A 20,948-nucleotide genomic window follows, 5' to 3' on the forward strand; every position below is an offset into this window, starting at 1 on the left:
GTTTCCAACCACATATCCAAAGGCGACTGCGTAAAACCTACTGCTTGGCACGGCGGCGCACGCCAAGCAGAAGCATCAGGATAAACGGCAGCGACGGCCACTGGAACCAGATATGTCCGAAGCCGGAGAAAAGGTTCAGCAGAAAGAAGAACGCAATGCCACCAACGGCAAGCCGCACCCGCCGCCCCTGCGCGTGGTACCAGTCGAGGAAGACGGCCGCCCCCGACGCATCGGGCTCTCTCGCACCACCGCCAAAGCCACGGGCATCGCTCTCCCAGCCCCCCGGCGCCGCGCCCTCGCCGTGCGGCACGGCATTGCCCCCACCGATGCGCACCAGATAGGTGTCGACCGGTTCGCTGAGGTTCTTGACGGACTGGACACCCAGACGCTCGAAGCCCAGCGCAAGCTTCGTCTTCACCTGGTCATAGACGGTCGCGGAAATGACAATGCCGCCGGGTTCGGCGATCTGCTGCAGCCGCGCGGCGATGTTGACGCCATCGCCGTAGATGTCATCGCCATCGACCATGACATCGCCCAGGTTCAGGCCGATGCGAAACACCATGCGCTGCTTCGCCGGCAGCGCCTCGTTGCGCCGTGCCAGCTCGTCCTGGATCTCCACCGCACAGCGCACGGCCTCGATCACGGACGCAAACTCGACGATGACCGCATCGCCCCAGGTGTTGACGATGCGCCCGTCATGCGCGGCAACCAGCCCACCGATTGCCTCGCGGCAGGCACGCAGCCGATGGAGCGTGCCGTCCTCGTCCGCCTCCATGAGCCGCGAATACTGCACCGCGTCGGCGCAAAGGATCGCCGCCAGTCGGCGTTTTACCTGGCTCATCAAGGCCCCCGAAGGTGCAATATGCACGTCCCTTGAATGGCGTCTGCGAGGCACAAGTTCAAGAGGCAAGCTGCATCAGGGCACGGATGCTCCACACCGCGAGCCCGAGCCAAAGGGCAATGATGACGAATGCCGCCGCGCGACTGGGGCGAGGACCGTCCCCGGCGGCGACCTGCCGACGCGCCCGCTCCATCAACTCGTCCGGCATGAGCCGCAGCACCAGCCAGATCCCCGCGGGAACAAGCACAAGATCGTCCAAGAGCCCGAGAACGGGAATAAAGTCGGGAATGAGGTCGATCGGCGACAGGGCATAAGCCACCACCGCCGCCGCAAGGAGCCGCGCCACAAGCGGCGCCTGCGGATCGCGCACGGCAAGCGCCAGCGCGGCCACCTCGCGTTTCAGGCGCCCGGCCCAGGACGCAAGCCGGGCGAGCATGGTCCGGACGGCCCCACGACCCGCCACGGCCCGGACCTCAGGCGGTCTTGTTGAAGATCTCCCGGCCGATCAGCATGCGGCGGATTTCCGAGGTGCCGGCGCCGATCTCGTAGAGCTTGGCGTCACGCAGAAGCCGGCCGGTCGGATACTCGTTGATGTAGCCGTTGCCGCCCAGAAGCTGGATCGCGTCGAGCGCCACCTTGGTCGCCGCTTCCGCCGCATAGAGGATCGCGCCGGCGGCATCCTCGCGCGTCGTCTCGCCGCGATCGCAGGCACGCGCCACCGCATAGACATAGGCGCGCGTGGCGTTCATGGAGACATACATGTCCGCCACCTTGCCCTGCACGAGCTGGAAGGTGCCGATCGGCTGGTCGAACTGCCGGCGCTCGTGGACATAGGGAATCACCACGTCCATCGCCGCCTGCATGATGCCGATGGAGCCCGCTGCCAGCACCGTGCGCTCATAGTCGAGACCGGACATCAGCACCTTGACGCCCTTGCCCACGTCGCCGAGCACGTTCTCCTCCGGCACCTCGCAGTCCTGGAACACCAGTTCGCCCGTGAGCGAGCCGCGCATGCCGAGCTTGTCGAGCTTCTGGGCGACGGAGAAGCCCTTGAACCCCTTCTCGATGAGGAAAGCGGTGATGCCTTTCGCTCCCGCCTCCGGATCGGTCTTGGCATAGACGATCAGCGTGTCGGCGTCCGGACCGTTGGTGATCCACATCTTGGTGCCGTTGAGAATGTAGCGGTCGCCCTTCTTCTCGGCCCTGAGTTTCATCGAGACCACGTCGGACCCCGCGCCCGACTCGGACATGGCAAGCCCGCCAAGATGCTCGCCCGAGACAAGCTTGCCCAGATAGCGGGTCTTCTGCGCATCATTGCCCCAGCGCCGCAGCTGGTTGACGCAGAGATTCGAGTGCGCGCCATAGCTGAGGCCGATGGAGGCGGACGCCCGGCTCACCTCTTCCATGGCGACGCAATGTTCCAGGTAGCCGAGACCCGAGCCGCCCCATTCTTCCTCAACGGTGATGCCGTGCAGGCCAAGCTCTCCCATGGCCGGCCACAGTTCCTCGCGCGGAAACCAGTCCTCCCGGTCGATGCGCGCTGCAAGCGGGGCGATGTTGTCCTGCGCATAGGACCGCACCGTGTCGCGCAGCATGTCTGCGGTCTCGCCAAGGTCGAAGTTGAAGCTCGGAAAATCGTTGCGGATCATGGTTTCCTCCCGGGCGGCCTTGCCGCTGATCGTCAGTTTTGCACGAGAATGTGGTCGTAGCGCACGAAAGGGCTCAGCACCGCGACCTGATCGTAGAGCCGGCGGGCGCGGGCGTTGTCGTTGTCAGTCTGCCAGTAGACCGAGCGGCAGCCTGCCTGCCGCGCCGCGCCATAGACCGCCTCGATCAGCGCCCGGCCGACACCGCCGCCACGCTGGTCGGCCTCCACATAGAGGTCCTCCAGATAGCAGGTCGGCTCGATTGCCCAGGTCGTTTCGTGGACATGATAATGGACGAGGCCGACCGCCCTGCCTCCGGCCTCGGCAATCAGCCCCTGATGAGCGCCGTCGCCGACGATGCGGGCGAAGACCGCGTCGGTGACACCGGGTGCCAGCGTCTGGCGGTAGAAGGTGAGATAGGCTTCCCACAGCGGATCCCATGCCGCGCGGTCGGCGGCGACAAGCGGGCGTACGCCCGGTGCGATCATTTCAGTCATTCATGCCTTCCAGAGCCATCAGGGTGAAAAGGCCCGTGGCGATATGCACATCGGGCTCGCCGTCGGTTTCGCCCCAGACGTCGGAGGCGGCAACCGTGAGCGTGCGCCCGGGCTTGATCACCCGCCCGCGCGCCACCAGCCGGGCGCCGCGGCCGGGGTTGAGCAGGTTCATCTTGAATTCGGTGGTCAGCACGCCGTAGCCCCGGGGATAGAGCGAAAGCGCGGCATATCCGGCGGCGCTGTCGGCCAGCGTCGTGGAAACGCCGGCATGAAAGAACCCGTGCTGCTGCTTCAGCCCCGGCGCCTCGGAGGCGACGAGATCCACCTCGCCCGGAGCGAGCCGGCCGATCGAGGCGCCGAGCGTGTCCATGAAGCTCTGGCGTGCAAAACTTGCGGCAACCCGGCGTTCCCAGTCGGGATCGCGCGGCTCGAAACGGCTCATGATGAAGTCCCCTCCTCTTCGGTATCGCCGGATGCAACGGGGCCGGCAAACAGGTCCGCGGTCGGCCCAAGCTGGGCAAGCCGCAGGCGCGCGCCGGCATCGACCTCGTCGAGCTCGGCAAGCGTCAGATCGATGTCGCGGCGCTTGGCCAGCAGTTCCTGCCGCCGGCTTTCGATGCGCGCCATCAGCAACTGGAGCTGGCCGGCCTCGCCGGGCGACTTGTCGTACATGGTGATGATGTCGCGGATCTCCGCGAGCGAGAATCCGAGGCGCTTGCCGCGCAGGATCAGCTTCAGCCGGGTGCGGTCCCCCGGACGATAGAGCCGCTGGCGTCCGCGCCGCGTCGGCTTGAGAAACCCCTCCGCCTCGTAGAAGCGCAGGGTGCGCGTCGTCACGCCGAATTCCTGTGTGAGCTGGGTGATCGTATAATAGGTCGCCATTGCCCCTCCGAAGGAAAGGCTCGCTTACGTTTACGTTTTAGTCAATCAATTTTGAAAACCGCTTTTATTTCCGATGGCAAGAGCGATTGATATTTTCTCAATCCCATCTGAACCCGGTTTCTTTTGCCACAGGAACGAAGGCCGCCTCCGGCTCGGCGTTTGCGAATATGCCTCCCCGCTCCCATCCCTCACCGCCGTCACCTCGGGCTTGACCCGGGGCCCAATCCTTCCCGGGCCGCTCGCGATGCGGGCACCGGCTCCTGCGGAACGCTCCGGGCGGACCAACCACCGCCCCCCCTGCCGCGACGTGGATTGGATCCCGGGTCAAGCCCGGGATGACGCCGAGGAGGAGGACAGGCAGCGCGCGGCGCGCGGGTGGCGCCGGGGAGCGGCAGGAAGGCGATACGTGCCGCACGCGCAACGCCGGGGCAAGGGCTGGACAGGGGGCAATTGACCGATCGTGAGATTGGGCCAATATGAAAAGGGGGCGGGTTGTCGGCCACAAAAGCGGCGGGACAACGGATAAGGACAGGACGATGCGGAGCGGACGGAAATGCGGGGCGCGGGGAAACCGACGCGCTCTTGCCGGCCTGGTGGCCGGGATCGCGGGCACGGCGACGCTTGTCGCCGGCCTCACCTTCGCGCCGCAGGAGGCCGCCGCCCAGCGCCCCGACCTCAGGCAAATGAGCTGCGCACAGGCGCGCAATCTCGTCGCCCGGCGCGGCGCAGTGGTGATGACGACGGGCCGCTACACCTATGAGCGCTTCGTTGCGGGACCACGCTGGTGCGATCACTGGGAGACGGTGGCCCCGCGCGCGGCGGCCACACGCGACAATCCGCGCTGCGTCGTCGGCTATATCTGCGAAACGCCGCTCTTTCGCCCCTTCGGCTGGGATCGCTGAGGCGCTCTCGGGAGTTCAGATCTCGAAATCCGGGATTTCCGCCACCGCGTCGCGCAGCTTTTCCGACCACATGTGCGACAGGTCGGCGAAATAGGGATTGTCTTCCTCGATGCGCGTCTGGCGGTGAGCGGAAAAACTGTCGGTGTTGTAGAGCAGCAGGTCGATGGGCATGCCGACCGACAGGTTCGAGCGCAGCGTCGAGTTGAACGACAAAAGCACCAGCTTCGCCGCCTGACCGAGGCGCATGTCGGAGCGCGTCACCCGGTCGAGGATCGGCTTGCCGTATTTGTGCTCGCCTATCTGCAGGAAAGGCGTGTCGGGCGAGGCCTCAATGAAATTGCCGGCCGAATAGATCTGGAAGAGGCGCGGTGCCTCGCCCCGGATCTGCCCCCCGAGCAGGAAGGTGACGCTGAAGTTCTCCGAGTTTGCCGCCAGCGCATCGCCGTCGATGGCACGCACGTCGCGCACCGCCTGCCCGACGAGACGCGCCGCCTGGAACATCGTCTCGGCCGAGAACAGGCTCTTGCTCGCGCCGTTCTCCTCGCGCGACAGACGCTCGGACAGAAGCGACACCACCGACTGCGTCACCGCGAGATTGCCCGCCGCCATCAGACAGATGACCCGGTCGCCGGGCTTTTCCCAGACATGCAGCTTCTTGTAGGTCGCGACATTGTCGAAACCCGCATTGGTGCGCGTGTCGGCCGCCATGACAAGGCCGCGCTCGAGTTTCAGGCCAACGCAATACGTCATCTCAGGTCAGTCTCCGGCAAGGCATGGGCCGACAGGCGGCTCCGGCGTCGCCCGCACCCGAGGCGCCGCGCCGGGCGTCTCGAATCGCGGTGGGTCGATGAAAGGGATTTGACAGGCTCCGCCCTGCTTCGGCAATGCCTGCCGACGATCCTGCAGCGGTGTTCGCGCGACTATTGCTGCGCCTGCGCCTGCTCTCGGTTGACGGCCACCTCAACATTCATGTCCTCGCCGAGACCGCCACCGGCGCGCACGCCACGGATCGGTGCCGCGGAGCGCGAGTCGAGCCCCGTGGTCAGGCGGATGTAACGGTCGGTCGGGCACATGCCGTTCGACACGTCGAAACCGACCCAGCCAAGGCCCGGCACCTTCACCTCGGCCCAGGCATGATGGGCCTCTGATTCCTGCTCCTCCGCAAGCAGCATGTAGCCGGATACGTAACGTGCCGGAAACCCGGCGACACGGGCAGCCGAGATAAAGATGTGGGCGTGATCCTGACACACCCCATGGCCCGCGGCCATGGCCTCGGCCGCGGTCGTGTTCACCTCGGTGACGCCGGTCACATAGGCCACCTTGTCGCGGATCGCCTCCATCAGCGCATGACAGCCGGCAACCGCGTCCTCCCCGCCGAGAAGCCCCGCCAGCCGGCGGATCGCCGGATTGGGCCTGGTCAGCGGCGTCAGCCGCAGATAGACGGCCTCCGGTGCCGGATCGCCGATATCGCCGACGACGCCGGCGGTGTCCTCGGTGTCGACGACCCCCTCGACGGTAATCACCAGTTCGTCGACCGGATCACGGTAGCTGATCACGTCGACCCGGTTGCCGAAGGCATCGGTGTAAAAGGGCGCCTTGGAATAGCCCGGCACCTCGACCCGCCAGGAACGCACCTTTTGCGCGGGCATGTCCGGCGGCGTCAGCCGAAGCTGCTGGACCATGTGCGCGATTGGCTGGTCATAGCGGTAGCGCGTTACGTGCTTCACGACGAGGCGCATGCGTCTCTCACTTTCCGTGGCAAGGCCGAACCGGTGTCATCCTCCGGGTCGGCCAGACGCTTCGGGGCCGCTTGCGGCGCGGATCTCCGGCCGGGCGGAAATGCAGTGTTCCCTCAAGCAAAGTGATAGTCGACTCCGAGCTGGATGCCGAGGGCGTTGTTGCGCGTGATCAGGTCGGCCAGAAACTCGTGCAATCCACCCTGGAAGATCCGCTCCATCGACCCCTCCTGCAGCAGCGCGTTGGTCTCATGTGCCAGCCGCAAGGCTTCCGGTTGCTCGCCGTAGCGGGCCGTGAGATCGACCATGCTGCCGGTGATCCAGTCGTAGCAATAGGCGAGCGAGCGCGGCATCTCCTTCCGCAGGATCAGGAATTCCGCGACATTGAAGGGCCGCACATTGGAATCGCGGTAGGCATGGCGGTAGCTGCGGTGGGCGGAGACCGAGCGCAGGATCGTCGACCACTGGTAGCGATCGAGGCTGCCGCCGACGAACTCATTGTCGGGAAGCAGGATCCAGTACTTCACATCGAGAATGCGCGATGTGTTGTCCGCCCGCTCGACGAAGGTGCCGAACTGCGAGAAGTGATAGCCCTCGTCGCGCATCAGCGTACCGAGCAGGGCGCCGCGAAACATCATCGAGCGCTGTTTGATCCAGGACAGGAAGTCCGGCAGCTTGTCGTCGTTCATATGCTGCGGACGCACCTCCATGAACTCGAGGTAGGTGGTGTTGATGCTCTCCCACATCTCGCCGGTGATCGCGGTGCGCACCGAGCGGGCGTTGTTGCGCGCCGCCTCGATGCAGGTGCGCACCGACGACGGGTTCTCCGGGTCGAACAGCATGTGCGCCACGATCGAGCGTTTGGTCAGTTCGTCGTACTTGTTGAAGAAGGCGGTCTCGCAGCCGGCGCTGGCGAGCGTCGAACGCCAGTCTTCGGACACGTCCTGCCCGAGGCGCGGCGTCATTGAAATACGGTAGCCGACCTCGAGCAGGCGGGCCATGTTCTCCGCCCTCTCGTTGTAGCGCGAGGTCCAGAAGAGCGATGCGGCGGTACGACCGAGCATGAAATCAGTCCTCCAGTACCCAGGTGTCCTTGGTGCCGCCACCCTGACTGGAATTGACCACCAGGGAGCCTTTCTTGAGCGCAACACGGGTGAGACCGCCCGGCGTGATGCGCACCGTATCGCCCACGAGAACATAGGGCCGCAGGTCGACATGGCGAGGCGCCAGTCCCGAGGCCACATGGGTCGGACAGGTGGACAGCGACAAGGTCGGCTGCGCGATGTAGTTGCCGGGATTGGCCTTTAGCCGCCGCTTGAACTCGGAGAGCTCGCGTTTCGACGCCGTCGGGCCGATGAGCATGCCGTAGCCGCCCGAGCCGTGCACCTCCTTGACGACGACCTCGGCGAGGTGCTCAAGCACATAGGCGAGATCGTCGGGCCGCGAGCAGTTCCACGTCGGCACGTTCTGCAGGATCGGCTTCTGGCCGGTGTAGAACTCGATGATGTCGGGCACATAGGCGTAGATCGCCTTGTCGTCGGCAATTCCCGTTCCCGGCGCGTTGCAGATCGTCACATTGCCGGCCCGATAGGCGTCGAACAGACCGGGCACGCCGAGCATGCTGTCGGGACGGAAGGTCAGCGGGTCGAGAAAGGCGTCGTCGATACGCCGGTAGATGACATCCACCTGCTCGGGCTCGCGGGTGGTGCGCATCCACACCTTGCCGTCATCGACGTAGAGGTCGCGCGCCTCGCACAGCTCGACGCCCATCGAGTCCGCAAGAAACGCATGCTCGAAATAAGCGGAGTTGAAGATGCCCGGCGTCAGCACGCACAGCCTCGGCTTGCGGTCGCAGTGGAGCGGCGCGACGCTCTCCATGGTCTCGCGCAGCATGTCGGGATAGTGCTCGATCGGCGCCACCCGGTTCATCTGGAAGAGCTCCGGGAACAAGCGCATCATCGTCTCGCGGTTCTCCAGCATGTAGGAGACGCCGGAGGGCGTGCGGGTGTTGTCCTCCAGAACGTAGAACTCGTCCTCGCCGACGCGCACAAGGTCGGTGCCTATAATATGGGCATAGACGCGCCGCGCCGGGGAGAAGCCGACCATCTCCGGCAGGAACGCCTCGTTCTGGATAATGAGTTCGGCAGGAATGCGCCCGGCACGGATGATCTCCTGCCGGTGGTAGATGTCATGCAGGAAGGCGTTGAGCGCACGCACGCGCTGCTCGATGCCGGCCGACAGCCGCCGCCACTCGGCCGCCGACAGCACCCGTGGCACGATGTCGAAGGGGATGAGCCGTTCCGTCGCCTCCGTCGCGCCGTAGACGGCGAAGGTGATGCCGAGCCGGCGGAAGATCGTCTCCGCCTCGCGCGACTTCTTGCGCATCTCCGCCGGCGGCAGGGTCTCGAACCAGTCGGCAAGGCGTTGGTAGGGTTGGCGGGGACGGCCGTCCGGCTCGAGCATCTCGTTGAAAAACGACGTCTCTGTCATCATTCCCCCCGTCGCCATCTTGCCTCCAGCTCCGCTTGCTCCCGTCTCTCGCCGCCCCTTCGGAGCGGAACGCGACGGGCTTGCCCGGCTGTTCCTTCCCGTCGATGGTGGCAATCGGCGCCCGCCGTTCCAAGTCCGAAAAAACGCCAGGGACTGACCAGATTTTCGGCGTGGCCGGCGCAGGCCGGACGCAAGGCGTTCAACAAGCTTATCCTTCCCTCCCCTTGCGTCAAACGCCAAACCGCACAGCGGCGGCAACGCGGGCAGGAATGGCAAGGGCAGGCGGGAGGAAAAGAGCGCAGGCGCGCACGCCCCGGCCGCACGCGGCGCGCCCGGGCGGCGAGCGACGGGGAAGGCGGTCAGACCGGCTGGAGAGAGAGGATCAGGGCGGCGGCGGCGAAGTCGCGGCGCCGGGCGGCGCGCACGGCCGCAGCCTCGTGATCCATGCCCCACTGTTCGATATTCCAGTCCTCGTCGACGCAGGCCGCCTGCCAGACCGCATCCGCCTCCATCTCGCCCTCGCCAAGCGACAGGGCCAGCAGGGCGGAGCCGGTGATCGTGGTGGCAACGTGAAGCGCCGCCAGATGCAGCGGCGTACGCCCCTCCAGCGCGGCGCGAACGCGGGCGACGAGTTCCGGATCCTGACGGACCGGCATGATGCCGGCGGCAAGCTTGAAGCGGCCGCCATGACGCGCCTCGGCCCGCGCGATCACCGGCCCCCAGAGGTCTTCCTGAAGACGGCAGAGCCGGTCCGGCCCCTCCGCGCGGTAGCACAGGAGGTCATTGCCGGCATAGGCGGCGATGTCGTCGGCAACCTCTCCGGCGGCTTTCGCCACCGCATCCACCGCCACATTGACGATGCGCGTCACCGGCATGGTGAGCGGGTCGATTTCCTTGCCCTGGGCCGCCCATTCGCCGGCCATGGCCTCGGCCACGCCGCGGTTGGCGATGCGCAAGGGCTCCTTCGTTGGCGTCTTGACCGCGCGCCCGTCGAGAAGCACCGCATGAACAGGCCCCTCGGGTCCGTCTTGCGTGCCGACCTCGACCGCCTCGTAGAAGCGCTTCGCCAGCGTACGGCGCGACAGCGCGCGGGCGCGTTCCACCGGGTTCGCGGCGGCGTCCGTTTCAAGGTCGCTCAGGATGTCGCGCATGTATCTTTCCCGTCAGGTTGCCGCCGCGGCGTCCGGTGCATCCGGCAGGGCGTGCGAAAGGCTCCGCTCCCAGCCGAACAGGTCCGAAATCGCCGGCAGGAGCTGATCGAACCCGTCGATCAGCCGGAACGGGCGGCTGGTCGTGAGCCGCACCCGGTCGTGATAGCCCCAGGTGACGCCAATGGCGGCGACACCCGCCGCCCGCGCCATGTCGAGATCATATGTGGTGTCGCCGACCATGACAGTCTTCGCGGGATCGACGCCGGTCTCGGCCATGGCCTGCTCGATCATCGCCGGATTGGGCTTCGACGGCGCACTGTCGGCCGTCTGGATGGTGACGAAACGCCCTTCCAGGCCGTGCACCTTCTGAAGGTGACGCACCCCGCGCAGCGCCTTGCCGGTGGCGATGCCAAGCAGCACGTCGTCGCGCGCCGACAGCGCATCGAGCGCGGCCCGCGCGCCGGGATAGAGCGGATCATTGTCGAGCCCGGCTTCGCGGCGGGAAACCTGCGTGCGGCGGTAGGCATCCGCCATCGCCGGAACGAGATCCGCCTGCTCCTGCGGGATCAGCCGACGAAAGGCGACCTCGAGCGACAGGCCAACGATGGAGAGCCCCCGCTCCCGGTCCGGCGCCGGCAGGCCGACGGCGGCAAAACCGGCCGCAAGCCCGCGCAGGATCGTGTCCTGGCTGTCGACCAGCGTGCCGTCACAATCGAAAATGACGAGATACAGGGCTCAATCCTCCGGATCGTCGGTCTCGGGATCGTATTGGGCGGCATCGAGGCCGAGCAGGTTCCAGGTCTGCTGCATGTGCGGCGGCAGCGGCGCGGACACATCGATCACGCCGCGCCCGGAGGGATGCGGAATGACGATGCGGCGGGCGTGCAGATGCAGCTTGTTCTGGATGCCGCCGGGCAGCTCCCAGTTCTCGATGTTGAAATACTTCGGATCGCCGATGATCGGGTGATGAATATGGGCCATGTGGGCGCGCAACTGGTGTGTGCGGCCGGTGATCGGCCGCAGCGACACCCAGGCGACCTTCTGGCCGGAATTCTCGACCACCGAATAGAGCGACAGCGAGTGCTGCGCCTCGTCCTCGCCGTGGCGGGCGATGCGCATGCGCTCCTCGTCCTCGTCACGCGCGAGATAGGTCGAGATGCGGCCCTGGCGCGGCTTGGGAACGCCGGCGACCATCGCCCAGTAGATCTTGCGCGTCTGGCGGGCGCGGAACGCCTTGGCAAGCTCCGCCGCCGCCTTGCGCGTGCGTGCCAGCAGCAGGATGCCGGACGTCTCGCGGTCGAGCCGATGCACGAGGCGCGGCTTTTCGCCCTTCTGGTCGCGGAAGGCCTCGAGCATGCCGTCGAGATGGCGCGTAAGCCCGGAACCGCCCTGCACGGCGAGGCCGGCGGGCTTGTTCAGCACCATGACCTCGCGGTCCTGATAGACCACCATCGCCTCCACCGCCTCGCGGTCGCCCTCGACCAGCTTGCGCGACTTGGGCTTGGGGTTGGCCAGGTCCCTGGCAGACACATGAGCGTCGGTCTGAAGCGGGGGAATGCGCACCACCTGCCCAGTGCCGACACGGGTCGAGGTCTCGGCGCGCTTGCCGTCGACACGGATCTGACCGGTGCGCAGGAGCTTCTGCAGATGACCGTGTCCAAGACCCGGATAGCGGGACTTGAACCACCGGTCGAGCCGCATGCCCGTCTCGTCGGGGGTGACGGTGATCTGTTCTATGCCGGCCATGGTTCTTGTCGGTCCCGGGCTGCGCAGGTCTGTGCGCGCGAAAGGTGGCGCGACGTACGGCGCGCGGACCTCCAGGGCCCGTCGCGGGCGCCGCCATCGCAAGGAACGCCCTACCTAATGCGGCCAGCCGGCAAGAGCAAGCTTGGAGCGCGACGCCGTCCCCGGCCTGCGGTTTCAGGCGGCGGCGACCAGCGCGCGCATCGCCCAGAGGCTGACGAACAGCGCGGCGACGGACACCAGCACCGAGACGAGCGCATAGACAAGCGCCGTCATCGCCTCGCCGCGATCCCACAGAAGCACCACGTCGAGGGAGAAGGCGGAAAACGTCGTGAAGCCGCCAAGGAACCCGGTCGCCAGCAACAGGCGCAGCCCCGAATCGCCGCTCGAGCGCGCCGCCAGCCAGCCGACAAGCACGCCCATCAGGAGCGAGCCCACCACGTTGACCGTGAGCGTGCCGACGGGAAAGCCGGTGCCGAAGAGCCTGAGCGCCCACATGTTGACCAGATGCCGGCAGGCCGCTCCCGCGCCCCCGCCCAGCGCCACCAGAAGAAGATGCTGCATCGCCCCCTCGCCTACTCCTGAAAGTTCGGCCACAGCGCCGGCGAGGCAAGCTCGACCACATTGCCGTCCGGATCGTCGAGATAGAGGCTGATGCCGCCCGCCGGCCATGTCACCTCGGAGCGGATGGTGACGCCCGAGGCGAGAAGATGCGCCCGCCAGGGCTCCACGTCCGCCTTGGCGATGCGAAAGGCGAAGTGCGACGGCCCGTCGCTGTGGTGCCCCGGCACGGTGCCGCCCGGCGTCTCGAGATCCTCCGACGTGAGCCCCCGGGCGAACACCAGCAGCGTTTCGCCCGGGCCTGCGTCATAGGCATTGAGCCTGTCGCCGGACAGCATCCGCTCGAGCCCGAGCACGCCGCCATAGAAGCGGTAGGCAGCCTCCAGATCGTTCACATAGACCGCCGTCTCGAGAATACCCTGCACGCGGGGGGGTGTCGTCATGTCATGTTCTCCAGCACGTTACCGCCCCTCACAGGGGCAGTTGGAACCATAGAGCCGCGATCCACAGGAACGCAAAGAAGCCGACCACGTCGGTCACCGTCGTCACGAACACCGATGAGGCGATGGCCGGGTCGATGTTCATCTTTTCCAGCGCGACGGGAATGAGCAGGCCGGAAAGCCCGGCGAAAAAGAGATTGACGACGATGGACGAGGCGATGACCACGCCAAGCCCGACACTGTCGAACCAGAGCCACGCACACAGCCCCACGAGTATGGCGAGCGCCACGCCGTTGAGCAGACTGACCAGCACCTCGCGTCGAAGCACCCGCCACATGTTGCGCGCGTCGAGTTCCTGGGTGGCGAGCGCGCGCACGGCCACAGTCATCGTCTGGGTGCCGGCATTGCCGCCCATGGAAGCGACGATCGGCATCAGCACGGCAAGCGCCACCATCGCCTCGATGGTCCCCTCGAACAGCGAGATCACCACGGAGGCGAGAACGGCGGTGCCGAGATTGACCACCAGCCAGTTCAGCCGCGAGCGCGCGGTGACAAGCACCGTATCGGAAATCTCCTCGTCGCCGAGGCCGGCCAGACCGCGCAGATCCTCCTCGGCCTCCTGCTGGATGACGTCGACGATGTCGTCGATCATCAGCATGCCGACGAGACGGCCGGCGTCGTCCACGGCGGCGGCCGAGACGAGGTTGTAGCGCTCGAAGCTTCGGGCCACCTCCTCGCGATCGTCGGTCGCCTTGAAGGTCTCCGGATCGTCGGTCATGATCGCGGAGATCTTGGTGTTGCGCTTGGTCCTGAGGATCTTGTCGAGCGGCACCGCGCCGATCAGCCGGAAGCCCGGATCGACCACGAAGATCTCATGGAAGGTCTCAGGCAGGTCCTCCGCGTCGCGCATGTAATCGATGGTCTGGCCGACACTCCAGAACGGGGGAACGGCGATGAAATCCGTCTGCATCAGACGGCCGGCCGATTCCTCCGGATAGTCGAGAGACCGCTGCAGCTGGATCCGGTCGGGATAGGGAAGCTGCTCGAGGATCGCCGCCTGGTCCTCGGGCTGCAGGTCCTCCAGAATGTAGACGGCGTCATCCGAATCCAGCTCGCCAATGCCCTCGGCAAGCGTGTCGTTCGGCAGTTCGTCGAGAATGGCGAGGCGCACCGCCTCGTCGAGTTCGGTCAGCGCGGCGTAGTCGAATTCCTCGCCGAGCAGGCGCACGAAGGGTACGCGCCGGTCGGACTCGAGCGATTCGATCAGGTCGGCGACATCCGCCTCGTGCAGATCGCCGGCAAGGCCGATCAGCGCCGGGGCATCCTCCGTGTCGACGGCGGCGCGCGCCAGCGCGAGGAAGTCCTCGGAGACGCGCCCGTCATCGTCGCGCACCGGTGGCATTTCCAGAAGGGCATCGTTCGGTTCGACAGGCTCGGCTTCGGCCACGATCCCCTCCTTGGTGCTGTGTGTTTCAGGTCGCTTGCGCGGCGGGAAAGGTCGCAGCGGCAGACGGATCGCGACGCGCCGCGGCATCGAACCGAAGCGCACCGGAGCACGCGGACCCTGTCGTCGGTCCACGGCCCGCCCGAGTTCCGCATCTGCGGGGACCCGCCTCCCCACCCACATGCTCTAACGTCAAGCGGGCGATGCCTCAAACGGAATCTCGCCCGCCAGCGCGATTGCCCACCGGCGCTCGCCAAAGCGGAATATGTCTGCAAGTCATGGAAAAACAAGGGCCACGGGAGAACGTCGCCAAGAATGGCTCAGCGCATCCGCTCCTGACAGGCCCGCGCCACGATGAGCGCACAGCCCGTCGGCTGCGGCTTGCGGAAGTAGCGCTCCAGATTGCCGACGGCGGATCGATCCGGCTGCAGCCGGTCCACGAGCGCCAGAATATCCTCGTCGTTCACGTGATGCTGGTAGCCGTGCGAACCGAACATGTCGAAGGTGTTGAGCACCGTCTGCCGGTAGAGCCGCCGCTTGCGCTCCAGCCAACTCTCGCCGGCGACCCGGGGCAACCGGCCGCTGAGACAGAAACGCAGCTTGTTGAGCAGATAGCCGAGCCCCGGAACGAGGCGAAGCGCGGCGACCGCCTTCGAATAGGCGAGAATCGCCCCGAAGGGCAGCCGCGACAGCACCGCACGCACCGGGCGGTAGACGAAATGGGTGCGAACGAAGCCCATCAGCCCGCGTGTCTGCGCCTTGTAGCAGTTGAAGACGAAGGCCCCGCCGGGCGCGACAATCCCGTAGAGCGCTTCGGCGGTCTTCTCGACGCTCGGCGTGTGCTGGATGACATTGTGGCAGATCACATAGTCGCGGATGGAGCGGCGGCGAAGCGGCGGCGCATCTATCGAGCACTGGATCGCATCGAAGTTCGGCCATTTCGTTACATCGATGTTGCGGGAGACGACATCGTCGACGCTGTGGGACAGGTCGAGCAGGATCACCCGCTCCGCGCCGCTCTCCAGCATCCACAACGACTGAGCGCCACTGCCGCCGCCGGCATCGACGATCACCTTGCCCGCGAAGGCCGACGTGTCGCCGAAGGTGTTGGCGACGGTGTGATCCAGCCAGTTCTGCTTGAAGGCGTCGAAATTGAAGTGATTCCACTGGTCGCCGAACGAGCGGACCGTCTCGTACATCTCCGGCGCGACGAAGCGGGGAATGCCGCGCACGATCGGATAGACGGCACCGTCAGCAGCGACAAGCTCGCCGCTTTCGATACGACCGTCCCGAAGGACCTGCTTGCGCAGGGACAGAGGTCCGCCATCGCGCGGGTCGGCAAGAAGATCGGCGAGGCCCGGCGTCATCTTCCCCCACAAGAAGCCAAAGGTCGTTCCTGCCGGAGAATAGCCTGCAGCCAGGCACAAAAAAACCCGGTCCGAAGACCGGGTTCTTTTTTGGTGCGGTCGAGAAGACTCGAACTTCCACGGGTTTTACCCCACAGCGACCTCAACGCTGCGCGTCTACCAATTCCGCCACGACCGCTTGTCAGTCTTGCGTCCGCCGGGACAGTGCCCCGCGACGCGCCATCCTCTAGCAAAAGGAATTTTCCGGCGCAAGCGAATTGCGCGAGGATATGCACAGGCACGAAGCATGAGGCTCAAAGAGGCCCGGTCTTGCGCGTCGCGCGCACCTCGGGCGGGCGCATCAGAACCTCGGTGATCGAAACGCCGATGCGTTCGCCATGCAGCACCACCTGGCCGCGGGCGATCGGAATGTTGTTGGCGAGGATCTGGACGTCATCTTCCTCGCGCGCGGTCAGCTCGATGACCGCGCCACGACCCATGCGCAAAAGCTGATGGATCGGCATCTCGGCTTTCCCGAGCACCACGGAAATGTCGATGGAAATATCGTCGAAAATGCCCATGTACCCGCCCGGGACCGATGAGGAATGGCAATCCGCCAGCATTCATCCTATACGGCCTTTGCCGCCTGCCGACCTTGGCCGGCGTCTGGTTAACAAACCCCTAACGGACTTGCAAAATGACAGAGCGCGCGGACCTCGCCCGGATCTTTCTCCCCCCGTCGGACGCGCCGGCGGTGGAGTGGGCGGTGAGCGCCCGGCCGGTCGCCTATGACGTCGCCGTCGCCGAAATGGAGCGCCGTGTCGCCGGCATCGCCGAGGGGACGTTGCCCGAGCGCGTCTGGCTGCTGGAGCACCCTGCGCTCTACACCGCCGGCACCAGCGCCAACCCGTCCGACCTGCTCGCCCCCGACCGCTTTCCGGTCCATGCCACGGGGCGCGGCGGCCAGTACACCTATCATGGCCCCGGCCAGCGCGTCGTCTATGTGATGCTCGACCTGAAGCGCAGAACCCCGGATGTGCGCGCCTTCGTCGCGACCCTGGAAGACTGGCTGATCGGCGCGCTGTGGGAGCACCACATCCGCGGCGAACGGCGCGAGGACCGCGTCGGCGTCTGGGTGCGCCGGCCCGACAAGGGCGAAGACCGCGAGGACAAGATCGCCGCGATCGGCATCCGCATGCGCAAATGGGTAAGCTTTCACGGCATTTCTCTCAACGTCGATCCCGACCTCGACCACTTCTCGGGTATTGTGCCCTGCGGCGTCACCCGTCATGGCGTCACGAGCCTCGTCGATCTCGGTCTGCCGGTAACGCTGGAGGACGTCGACATCGTGCTGCGCCGAACCTTTGAGGAGCGATTCGGGCCGACCGAGACCGCGACCGCCCCGTGACGGATGTTTTTCGCTGACGGCGGACCGACGCCGCGTTGTTTCATGGACATGACCTGGCCGGAGGGCAGACCGATTTATTCCCGCGCACGTCTTTTCCCCTTGCTGCTGGCGACATTTCTCGCCCTCCCCCCCGTCCTTGCCACCACGACCTCCCGAACGGATGCGGCAGAAGCCGAGAGTGCCTGGAGCTATGATGTCGTCTCCGGCATTCCCCGCTTTTCCACCCACACCAACGACGGGGCGAGTTTCACGATCTGGTGCCAGAAGGCGCGCAAGGGCATGCACCCTGTTGTCGACGTCCGCATCGACAACCGTCCGCCACCGGCGGGTAAGTTGCTGAAACTCATCATCAGCGGCTCGATCATCCAGATGCGCGCCGACCGATACGGACTGGTGCGCGCCGACTGCCGGTACTGTGGCGACCAGTTCACCTGGCTCTGGCACATGCTGCGCCGAAGCTCGGGCGTGCAGGTCCTGTTCGACGACGAGCGTTTCGCCAATTTCAGCCTGCGCGGCGTCTCGCAGGTGCTCGGCGCGCGCATATGCGGCGCGGACGCCCACGTCGCCCGCTCACACTGATCCCCTCTCGGCGCCGCCCCCTGCGGCGCTGGCTCGCCCGTGCCGGCTCTGCTATGGCTGGCGCATGTGGCGGCCCGGCCCTGTCCGAGGCCGCGCCCGGCGCCGCGCCTTCGCGGCCCGCCCGTCTCGCGCAGGTTCCCCATGGACACCATTCATCTCGAAGACCTCGCCTATTTCGCCTTTCACGGGCTGCACGACGAGGAGGCGCGGCTTGGCCAGCGGTTCATCGTCGATCTGACCTGCTGGGTCGACCTCGGGCCGGCCTCGCGCACCGACAAATACGCCGACACCGTGTGCTATGCGACACTGACGCGGGCCATCGAGAACGTCGTCACCACCGCCCGCTTCAACCTGATCGAGCGGCTCGCGGGCGCCATCGCCGAGGCGGTGTTCGCAACCGACGAGCGCATCGAGCGCCTGCGCGTGCGCGTGCACAAGCCCGGCGCGCCGCTGCCCATCGCCAGCGGCCGCGTCAGCGTCGAGATCACCCGGTCCCGGAACTCGGACGCGCCGGACGCATAGGCGCCGAAGCGACAGGCGCCGGCGGCGCCGCCCTCGGCGTGAAGGCGGCAGCGGCCTCGCCCGGGACCCCGGTCCCAGGCGCAACCTCCTCGTCACTGCCGTCGGCGAACATCGCCTCGACGTCCTCAAGCAGCATCGGCACCAGCGTCGGATCCGCGTCGAGCTTGCCGCGCTCCTCCTCAAGGATGGCGCGAAACACGTTCCGCCGCGCCACGCGCAACTGTGCCGGCGACACGGAAACTTCCGCCGAGGCCGCGCGCACGGCGATGGCGATCAGCCGGTCCGCCGCCGTCAGCCGCCCCCAAAGATAGTCGTGCTCGCGCCAGCGCCGGTTGAAGAACGCTCCAAAGGCGTTGAGGCTGCGCCCCTTCAGCGTGACGCCGCCCGGGCGCAGCGAATTGGCATCGGTCGGGCTGATCCGGTCGACGCGGATCTCGTTGTGTTCAGCCGTCGCCGAGCGCCGCAACACCGGCAGCGTCACCAGGTCGTAGAAGGCAAAGCCCAGATAGGCCGTGTTGAGCGACCGGCGAAGACGCGGCGGGAGATAGTTGAGCGCCATCACCGAGAAGATGTCGTCGCTGAGCTTGTCGAGATCCGCCAGTCCCATGCGCGCGCCGAGCAGCGCGATCAGTTCCTCGACGCGCGTATCGGTATCCGCGATGGGGGCCGACAGCAGCCGCAACGCGCAGTTGCGCGTCGCCTCGCCGTAGAAGTCGACCGACCAGCGCTGTGTCAGGTGCTCGACCTGCTCGTAGAGCGTGCTCTTGAGCTCGTCCATCTCCACCGGATCGACCTGCGCTTCTGGGTCCGTTTCGCGGTAGAGGAGATTGAGCCGACGGATCACGAAACGCAGCCGGCGCACGCGGTAGTCGACATCGAGAGCGCGTAGCAGCCTCAGGATCGGCTCCGGCGTGCCCGAGCCCGCCTCGCCGATCATCGCCCCGGCCGAAATGCCCGCATCGACACGCTGGCGGGCAATCCACGCCTCCAGCAGCCTGGCGATGCGCCGCTCGGCCTCCGACCGTCTCTGCTCCACCGAACGGCCGGTTCCCGGGACCACCAGCCCAGCCAGCAGCGTTGCCGTGCGCGTCGCGATGCCGGCGAGCTTGAGCCGCTGGTAACCGTGATAGGCGTAGCCGGCGAAGACGTGAGCCCGCTCGTTGACCATCGCGCGGCTGCGACTGAGCTCCTTCACCGTCATCGGCCGCTCGCCGTCGCCGCGCAGGATCGAGCGCACCTCCTGCTCCACGACCGGCTCGGCGGCGGCGATCACCTCGGCCACCTGCGCCACCTCCCGGTTGTAGTCGGCCACCTGCTCCAGCGCGTCGCCAATCGGCTCATTGCGCGGAATATGCGCGAGCGAGGCCAGGATGACGCGGAAGAACCCGGGGCTGCGTGGCCCCTCGGACAACGGACCGTCGCCCTCCTCCGCATGGCTGTCATTGCCCGCCAGCGGATCGACATAGACGATACGGCGCACGACCTCGCGCGACGCCGGACGCCCGGAGATCGCCTCCAGCACCGGCTGGAACGGCTTGTTCATGACGACGCTGCCGTCGATCAGGATACGCGCCTCCGCATCGCCCTCGGGAAAGGCGGCGGCGAGAAAAGCCTCGCGATTCGGCCAGGTCTCGCCGCGCTCAGCCAGTACCTTGTCCATCTCGCCGACGGTCATCGGCGGGAACGCGCCAGGAAACGACGATGTGGCGCGCGCGGAGAACACAAGATCCGGCACCGACGCATCGGTGAAGGCACTCTCGATCTCCCCCGTGCCCCGGCAGCGCGCGCCATAGTGCAGGATGCGCCGATGCTCGGTCTCCTCGACCTCGACGCCATCGTCGATGGGAAAGCGCCGGCGCGCGCCGTGGTAATCGGTGGTGGTGACGAAAAGGTCGAGCGACTGGCCGCGCGGGATGAGCGTCTCCGGCTCGTGGAGGCCCGACGGCCGCGCCATCGACTGGGCGGCATCCAGCATCCAGCCGACATAGCGCTCTCCGGAAAAGGGCGGCGTGAACCAGCGCGCCTGCATGAACTGGCGCAGCTTCGCGCGCGTCTCAGCATCGGTCACTTCCGACTTCAGCGCCCGCGACACGAGACGGTCCAGAACGGGAGCGATGGAGCCCTTGAGATAGCGCGTCAGCCCGACCGGATCGCCGGCAAGGCGGGTGACGTCGGCGTTTTCCAGCCACAGGTCGCGGTGCTGCTCGAGCGACAGGTTATGGGCCAGCGCCCGGCCGAGCATGATGCCGTTGACGCCGCCAGCCGAGGCCCCGGAGATCACATCGACGACGACACGAAGATCCGCCTTCGGACGGAAGAGCGCCAGCAGCTCCGCATAGGCGGCAACGCTCGGCTCATCCGCCTGCGGGGCTTCGCCAGGAACCGAGGCGGCAAGATCCGCCGCACCGGCATTGCCCCCCTCGCCGACCGCCCCGCCATGCCCGGCGGCAAGCGGATCCGCATGGGCGAGCGGATCGATCCGCGTCGCGCGGCGGCGCCCGCCGGGCTGCCTGTCCTTGCCGTTCCCGCGATGTGCCTCCAGGCGACGCGAGGCGCGCACCAGGGAGAGGAACTCGCGGGTGATGCCATGCATGTAGACGGCGAGCGAAACACCGCCGTAGAGCACCAGCGCCAGACGCAATTCGATCTGTTTCATGGACGTTGACACGCCCTTCGCGTTTCCACCCGACTGTCGACGCGTACCCTTGCGGCACCGTCGCCTGTTGCGCCATCGTCCGCCTATTCGCGGCGCAGCGCAAT

23 protein-coding genes and 1 tRNA gene are annotated in these 20,948 nt (G+C 66.6%); 4 read left to right on the forward strand and 20 right to left on the reverse strand.

The genetic code is table 11. The annotated features are described in order from the left end of the window. Positions 1-37 precede the first annotated feature (37 nt). Genes ACN0WF_RS17225 through ACN0WF_RS17250 form a run of 6 tightly spaced genes read right to left on the reverse strand, consistent with a single transcriptional unit; the run spans position 38 to position 3,866 of the window. Complete coding sequence (locus tag ACN0WF_RS17225) at positions 38-841, reverse strand: adenylate/guanylate cyclase domain-containing protein (RefSeq protein WP_417774006.1); 804 nt, start codon at positions 839-841, stop codon at positions 38-40. A gap of 58 nt (positions 842-899) precedes the next feature. After that, a complete protein-coding gene (locus ACN0WF_RS17230; protein WP_417774007.1) occupies positions 900-1,277 on the reverse strand; it encodes a DUF1232 domain-containing protein in 378 nt (125 codons plus the stop codon). A gap of 37 nt (positions 1,278-1,314) precedes the next feature. Then, positions 1,315-2,490: an isovaleryl-CoA dehydrogenase gene (locus ACN0WF_RS17235; protein ID WP_417774008.1), complete on the reverse strand. Its 1,176-nt coding sequence runs from the start codon at positions 2,488-2,490 to the stop codon at positions 1,315-1,317. 32 nt (positions 2,491-2,522) lie between these two features. Further along, on the reverse strand, positions 2,523-2,984 hold the full coding sequence (locus ACN0WF_RS17240) for a GNAT family N-acetyltransferase (protein ID WP_417774009.1): 462 nt from the start codon (positions 2,982-2,984) through the stop codon (positions 2,523-2,525). Beyond that, positions 2,977-3,426: a PaaI family thioesterase gene (locus ACN0WF_RS17245; protein WP_417774010.1), complete on the reverse strand. Its 450-nt coding sequence runs from the start codon at positions 3,424-3,426 to the stop codon at positions 2,977-2,979. Before ACN0WF_RS17245 ends, ACN0WF_RS17240 begins: the two co-directional genes overlap by 8 nt. Continuing rightward, a complete protein-coding gene (locus ACN0WF_RS17250; RefSeq protein WP_417774011.1) occupies positions 3,423-3,866 on the reverse strand; it encodes a MerR family transcriptional regulator in 444 nt (147 codons plus the stop codon). The genes ACN0WF_RS17245 and ACN0WF_RS17250 overlap by 4 nt, the downstream gene beginning before the upstream one ends. Positions 3,867-4,402: 536 nt before the next feature. Between ACN0WF_RS17250 and ACN0WF_RS17255 the strand changes: the two genes are divergently transcribed. Further along, complete coding sequence (locus ACN0WF_RS17255) at positions 4,403-4,768, forward strand: hypothetical protein (RefSeq protein ID WP_417774012.1); 366 nt, start codon at positions 4,403-4,405, stop codon at positions 4,766-4,768. 15 nt (positions 4,769-4,783) lie between these two features. Here the strand turns inward: ACN0WF_RS17255 and ACN0WF_RS17260 are convergent, their stop codons facing one another. The 13 genes from ACN0WF_RS17260 to ACN0WF_RS17320 form a co-directional block, all read right to left on the reverse strand. Next, positions 4,784-5,518, reverse strand: a complete 735-nt coding sequence (locus ACN0WF_RS17260; RefSeq protein WP_417774013.1) for a peptidase — start codon at positions 5,516-5,518, stop codon at positions 4,784-4,786. A 170-nt stretch (positions 5,519-5,688) separates the two neighbouring features. Further along, complete coding sequence (locus ACN0WF_RS17265; RefSeq protein ID WP_417774014.1) at positions 5,689-6,507, reverse strand: transglutaminase family protein; 819 nt, start codon at positions 6,505-6,507, stop codon at positions 5,689-5,691. 113 nt (positions 6,508-6,620) lie between these two features. Beyond that, positions 6,621-7,568, reverse strand: a complete 948-nt coding sequence (locus ACN0WF_RS17270) for an alpha-E domain-containing protein (protein WP_417774015.1) — start codon at positions 7,566-7,568, stop codon at positions 6,621-6,623. A 4-nt stretch (positions 7,569-7,572) separates the two neighbouring features. Continuing rightward, the gene (locus ACN0WF_RS17275; RefSeq protein WP_417774016.1) at positions 7,573-8,997 is read right to left on the reverse strand and encodes a circularly permuted type 2 ATP-grasp protein; all 1,425 of its coding nucleotides are present in this window, start codon (positions 8,995-8,997) and stop codon (positions 7,573-7,575) included. A 356-nt stretch (positions 8,998-9,353) separates the two neighbouring features. Beyond that, complete coding sequence (locus ACN0WF_RS17280) at positions 9,354-10,145, reverse strand: ATP12 family chaperone protein (RefSeq protein WP_417774017.1); 792 nt, start codon at positions 10,143-10,145, stop codon at positions 9,354-9,356. Positions 10,146-10,157: 12 nt separating this feature from the next. Further along, positions 10,158-10,877, reverse strand: a complete 720-nt coding sequence (locus ACN0WF_RS17285; RefSeq protein WP_417774056.1) for an HAD-IA family hydrolase — start codon at positions 10,875-10,877, stop codon at positions 10,158-10,160. Positions 10,878-10,880: 3 nt separating this feature from the next. Further along, positions 10,881-11,891: an RluA family pseudouridine synthase gene (locus tag ACN0WF_RS17290; RefSeq protein WP_417774018.1), complete on the reverse strand. Its 1,011-nt coding sequence runs from the start codon at positions 11,889-11,891 to the stop codon at positions 10,881-10,883. Positions 11,892-12,065: 174 nt separating this feature from the next. After that, positions 12,066-12,452, reverse strand: coding sequence for a fluoride efflux transporter CrcB (gene crcB, locus ACN0WF_RS17295; protein WP_417774019.1), 387 nt, complete (start codon positions 12,450-12,452; stop codon positions 12,066-12,068). 11 nt (positions 12,453-12,463) lie between these two features. Further along, on the reverse strand, positions 12,464-12,892 hold the full coding sequence (locus ACN0WF_RS17300; RefSeq protein WP_417774020.1) for a VOC family protein: 429 nt from the start codon (positions 12,890-12,892) through the stop codon (positions 12,464-12,466). A gap of 28 nt (positions 12,893-12,920) precedes the next feature. Next, entirely contained in the window at positions 12,921-14,291 is a 1,371-nt protein-coding gene (gene mgtE / locus ACN0WF_RS17305; protein ID WP_417774057.1) for a magnesium transporter, read from the reverse strand. A gap of 362 nt (positions 14,292-14,653) precedes the next feature. After that, on the reverse strand, positions 14,654-15,700 hold the full coding sequence (locus tag ACN0WF_RS17310) for a methyltransferase domain-containing protein (RefSeq protein ID WP_417774021.1): 1,047 nt from the start codon (positions 15,698-15,700) through the stop codon (positions 14,654-14,656). A gap of 91 nt (positions 15,701-15,791) precedes the next feature. After that, positions 15,792-15,878: transfer RNA gene (locus ACN0WF_RS17315), tRNA-Leu, on the reverse strand. A 115-nt stretch (positions 15,879-15,993) separates the two neighbouring features. Then, a complete protein-coding gene (locus ACN0WF_RS17320; RefSeq protein ID WP_417774022.1) occupies positions 15,994-16,260 on the reverse strand; it encodes a FliM/FliN family flagellar motor switch protein in 267 nt (88 codons plus the stop codon). Positions 16,261-16,376: 116 nt separating this feature from the next. On the opposite strand from ACN0WF_RS17320, the gene lipB reads away from it, so the two are divergent. From lipB to folB, 3 genes are all read left to right on the forward strand, one after another. Next, positions 16,377-17,087, forward strand: coding sequence for a lipoyl(octanoyl) transferase LipB (gene lipB / locus ACN0WF_RS17325; RefSeq protein WP_417774023.1), 711 nt, complete (start codon positions 16,377-16,379; stop codon positions 17,085-17,087). A gap of 99 nt (positions 17,088-17,186) precedes the next feature. Further along, positions 17,187-17,666 (forward strand): hypothetical protein, encoded by a 480-nt coding sequence (locus ACN0WF_RS17330; RefSeq protein WP_417774024.1) that lies wholly within the window; start codon positions 17,187-17,189, stop codon positions 17,664-17,666. 141 nt (positions 17,667-17,807) lie between these two features. After that, complete coding sequence (gene folB, locus ACN0WF_RS17335) at positions 17,808-18,188, forward strand: dihydroneopterin aldolase (protein ID WP_417774025.1); 381 nt, start codon at positions 17,808-17,810, stop codon at positions 18,186-18,188. Here folB and ACN0WF_RS17340 read toward each other — a convergent pair. Further along, entirely contained in the window at positions 18,151-20,844 is a 2,694-nt protein-coding gene (locus ACN0WF_RS17340; protein WP_417774026.1) for a patatin-like protein, read from the reverse strand. The two genes, folB and ACN0WF_RS17340, sit on opposite strands and share 38 nt — an antisense overlap. Between the last annotated feature and the right edge of the window lie 104 nt (positions 20,845-20,948).

Origin of the sequence: Stappia sp., from assembly GCF_048268045.1 — a bacterium.
Taxonomy (GTDB): Bacteria; Pseudomonadota; Alphaproteobacteria; order Rhizobiales; family Stappiaceae; genus Stappia.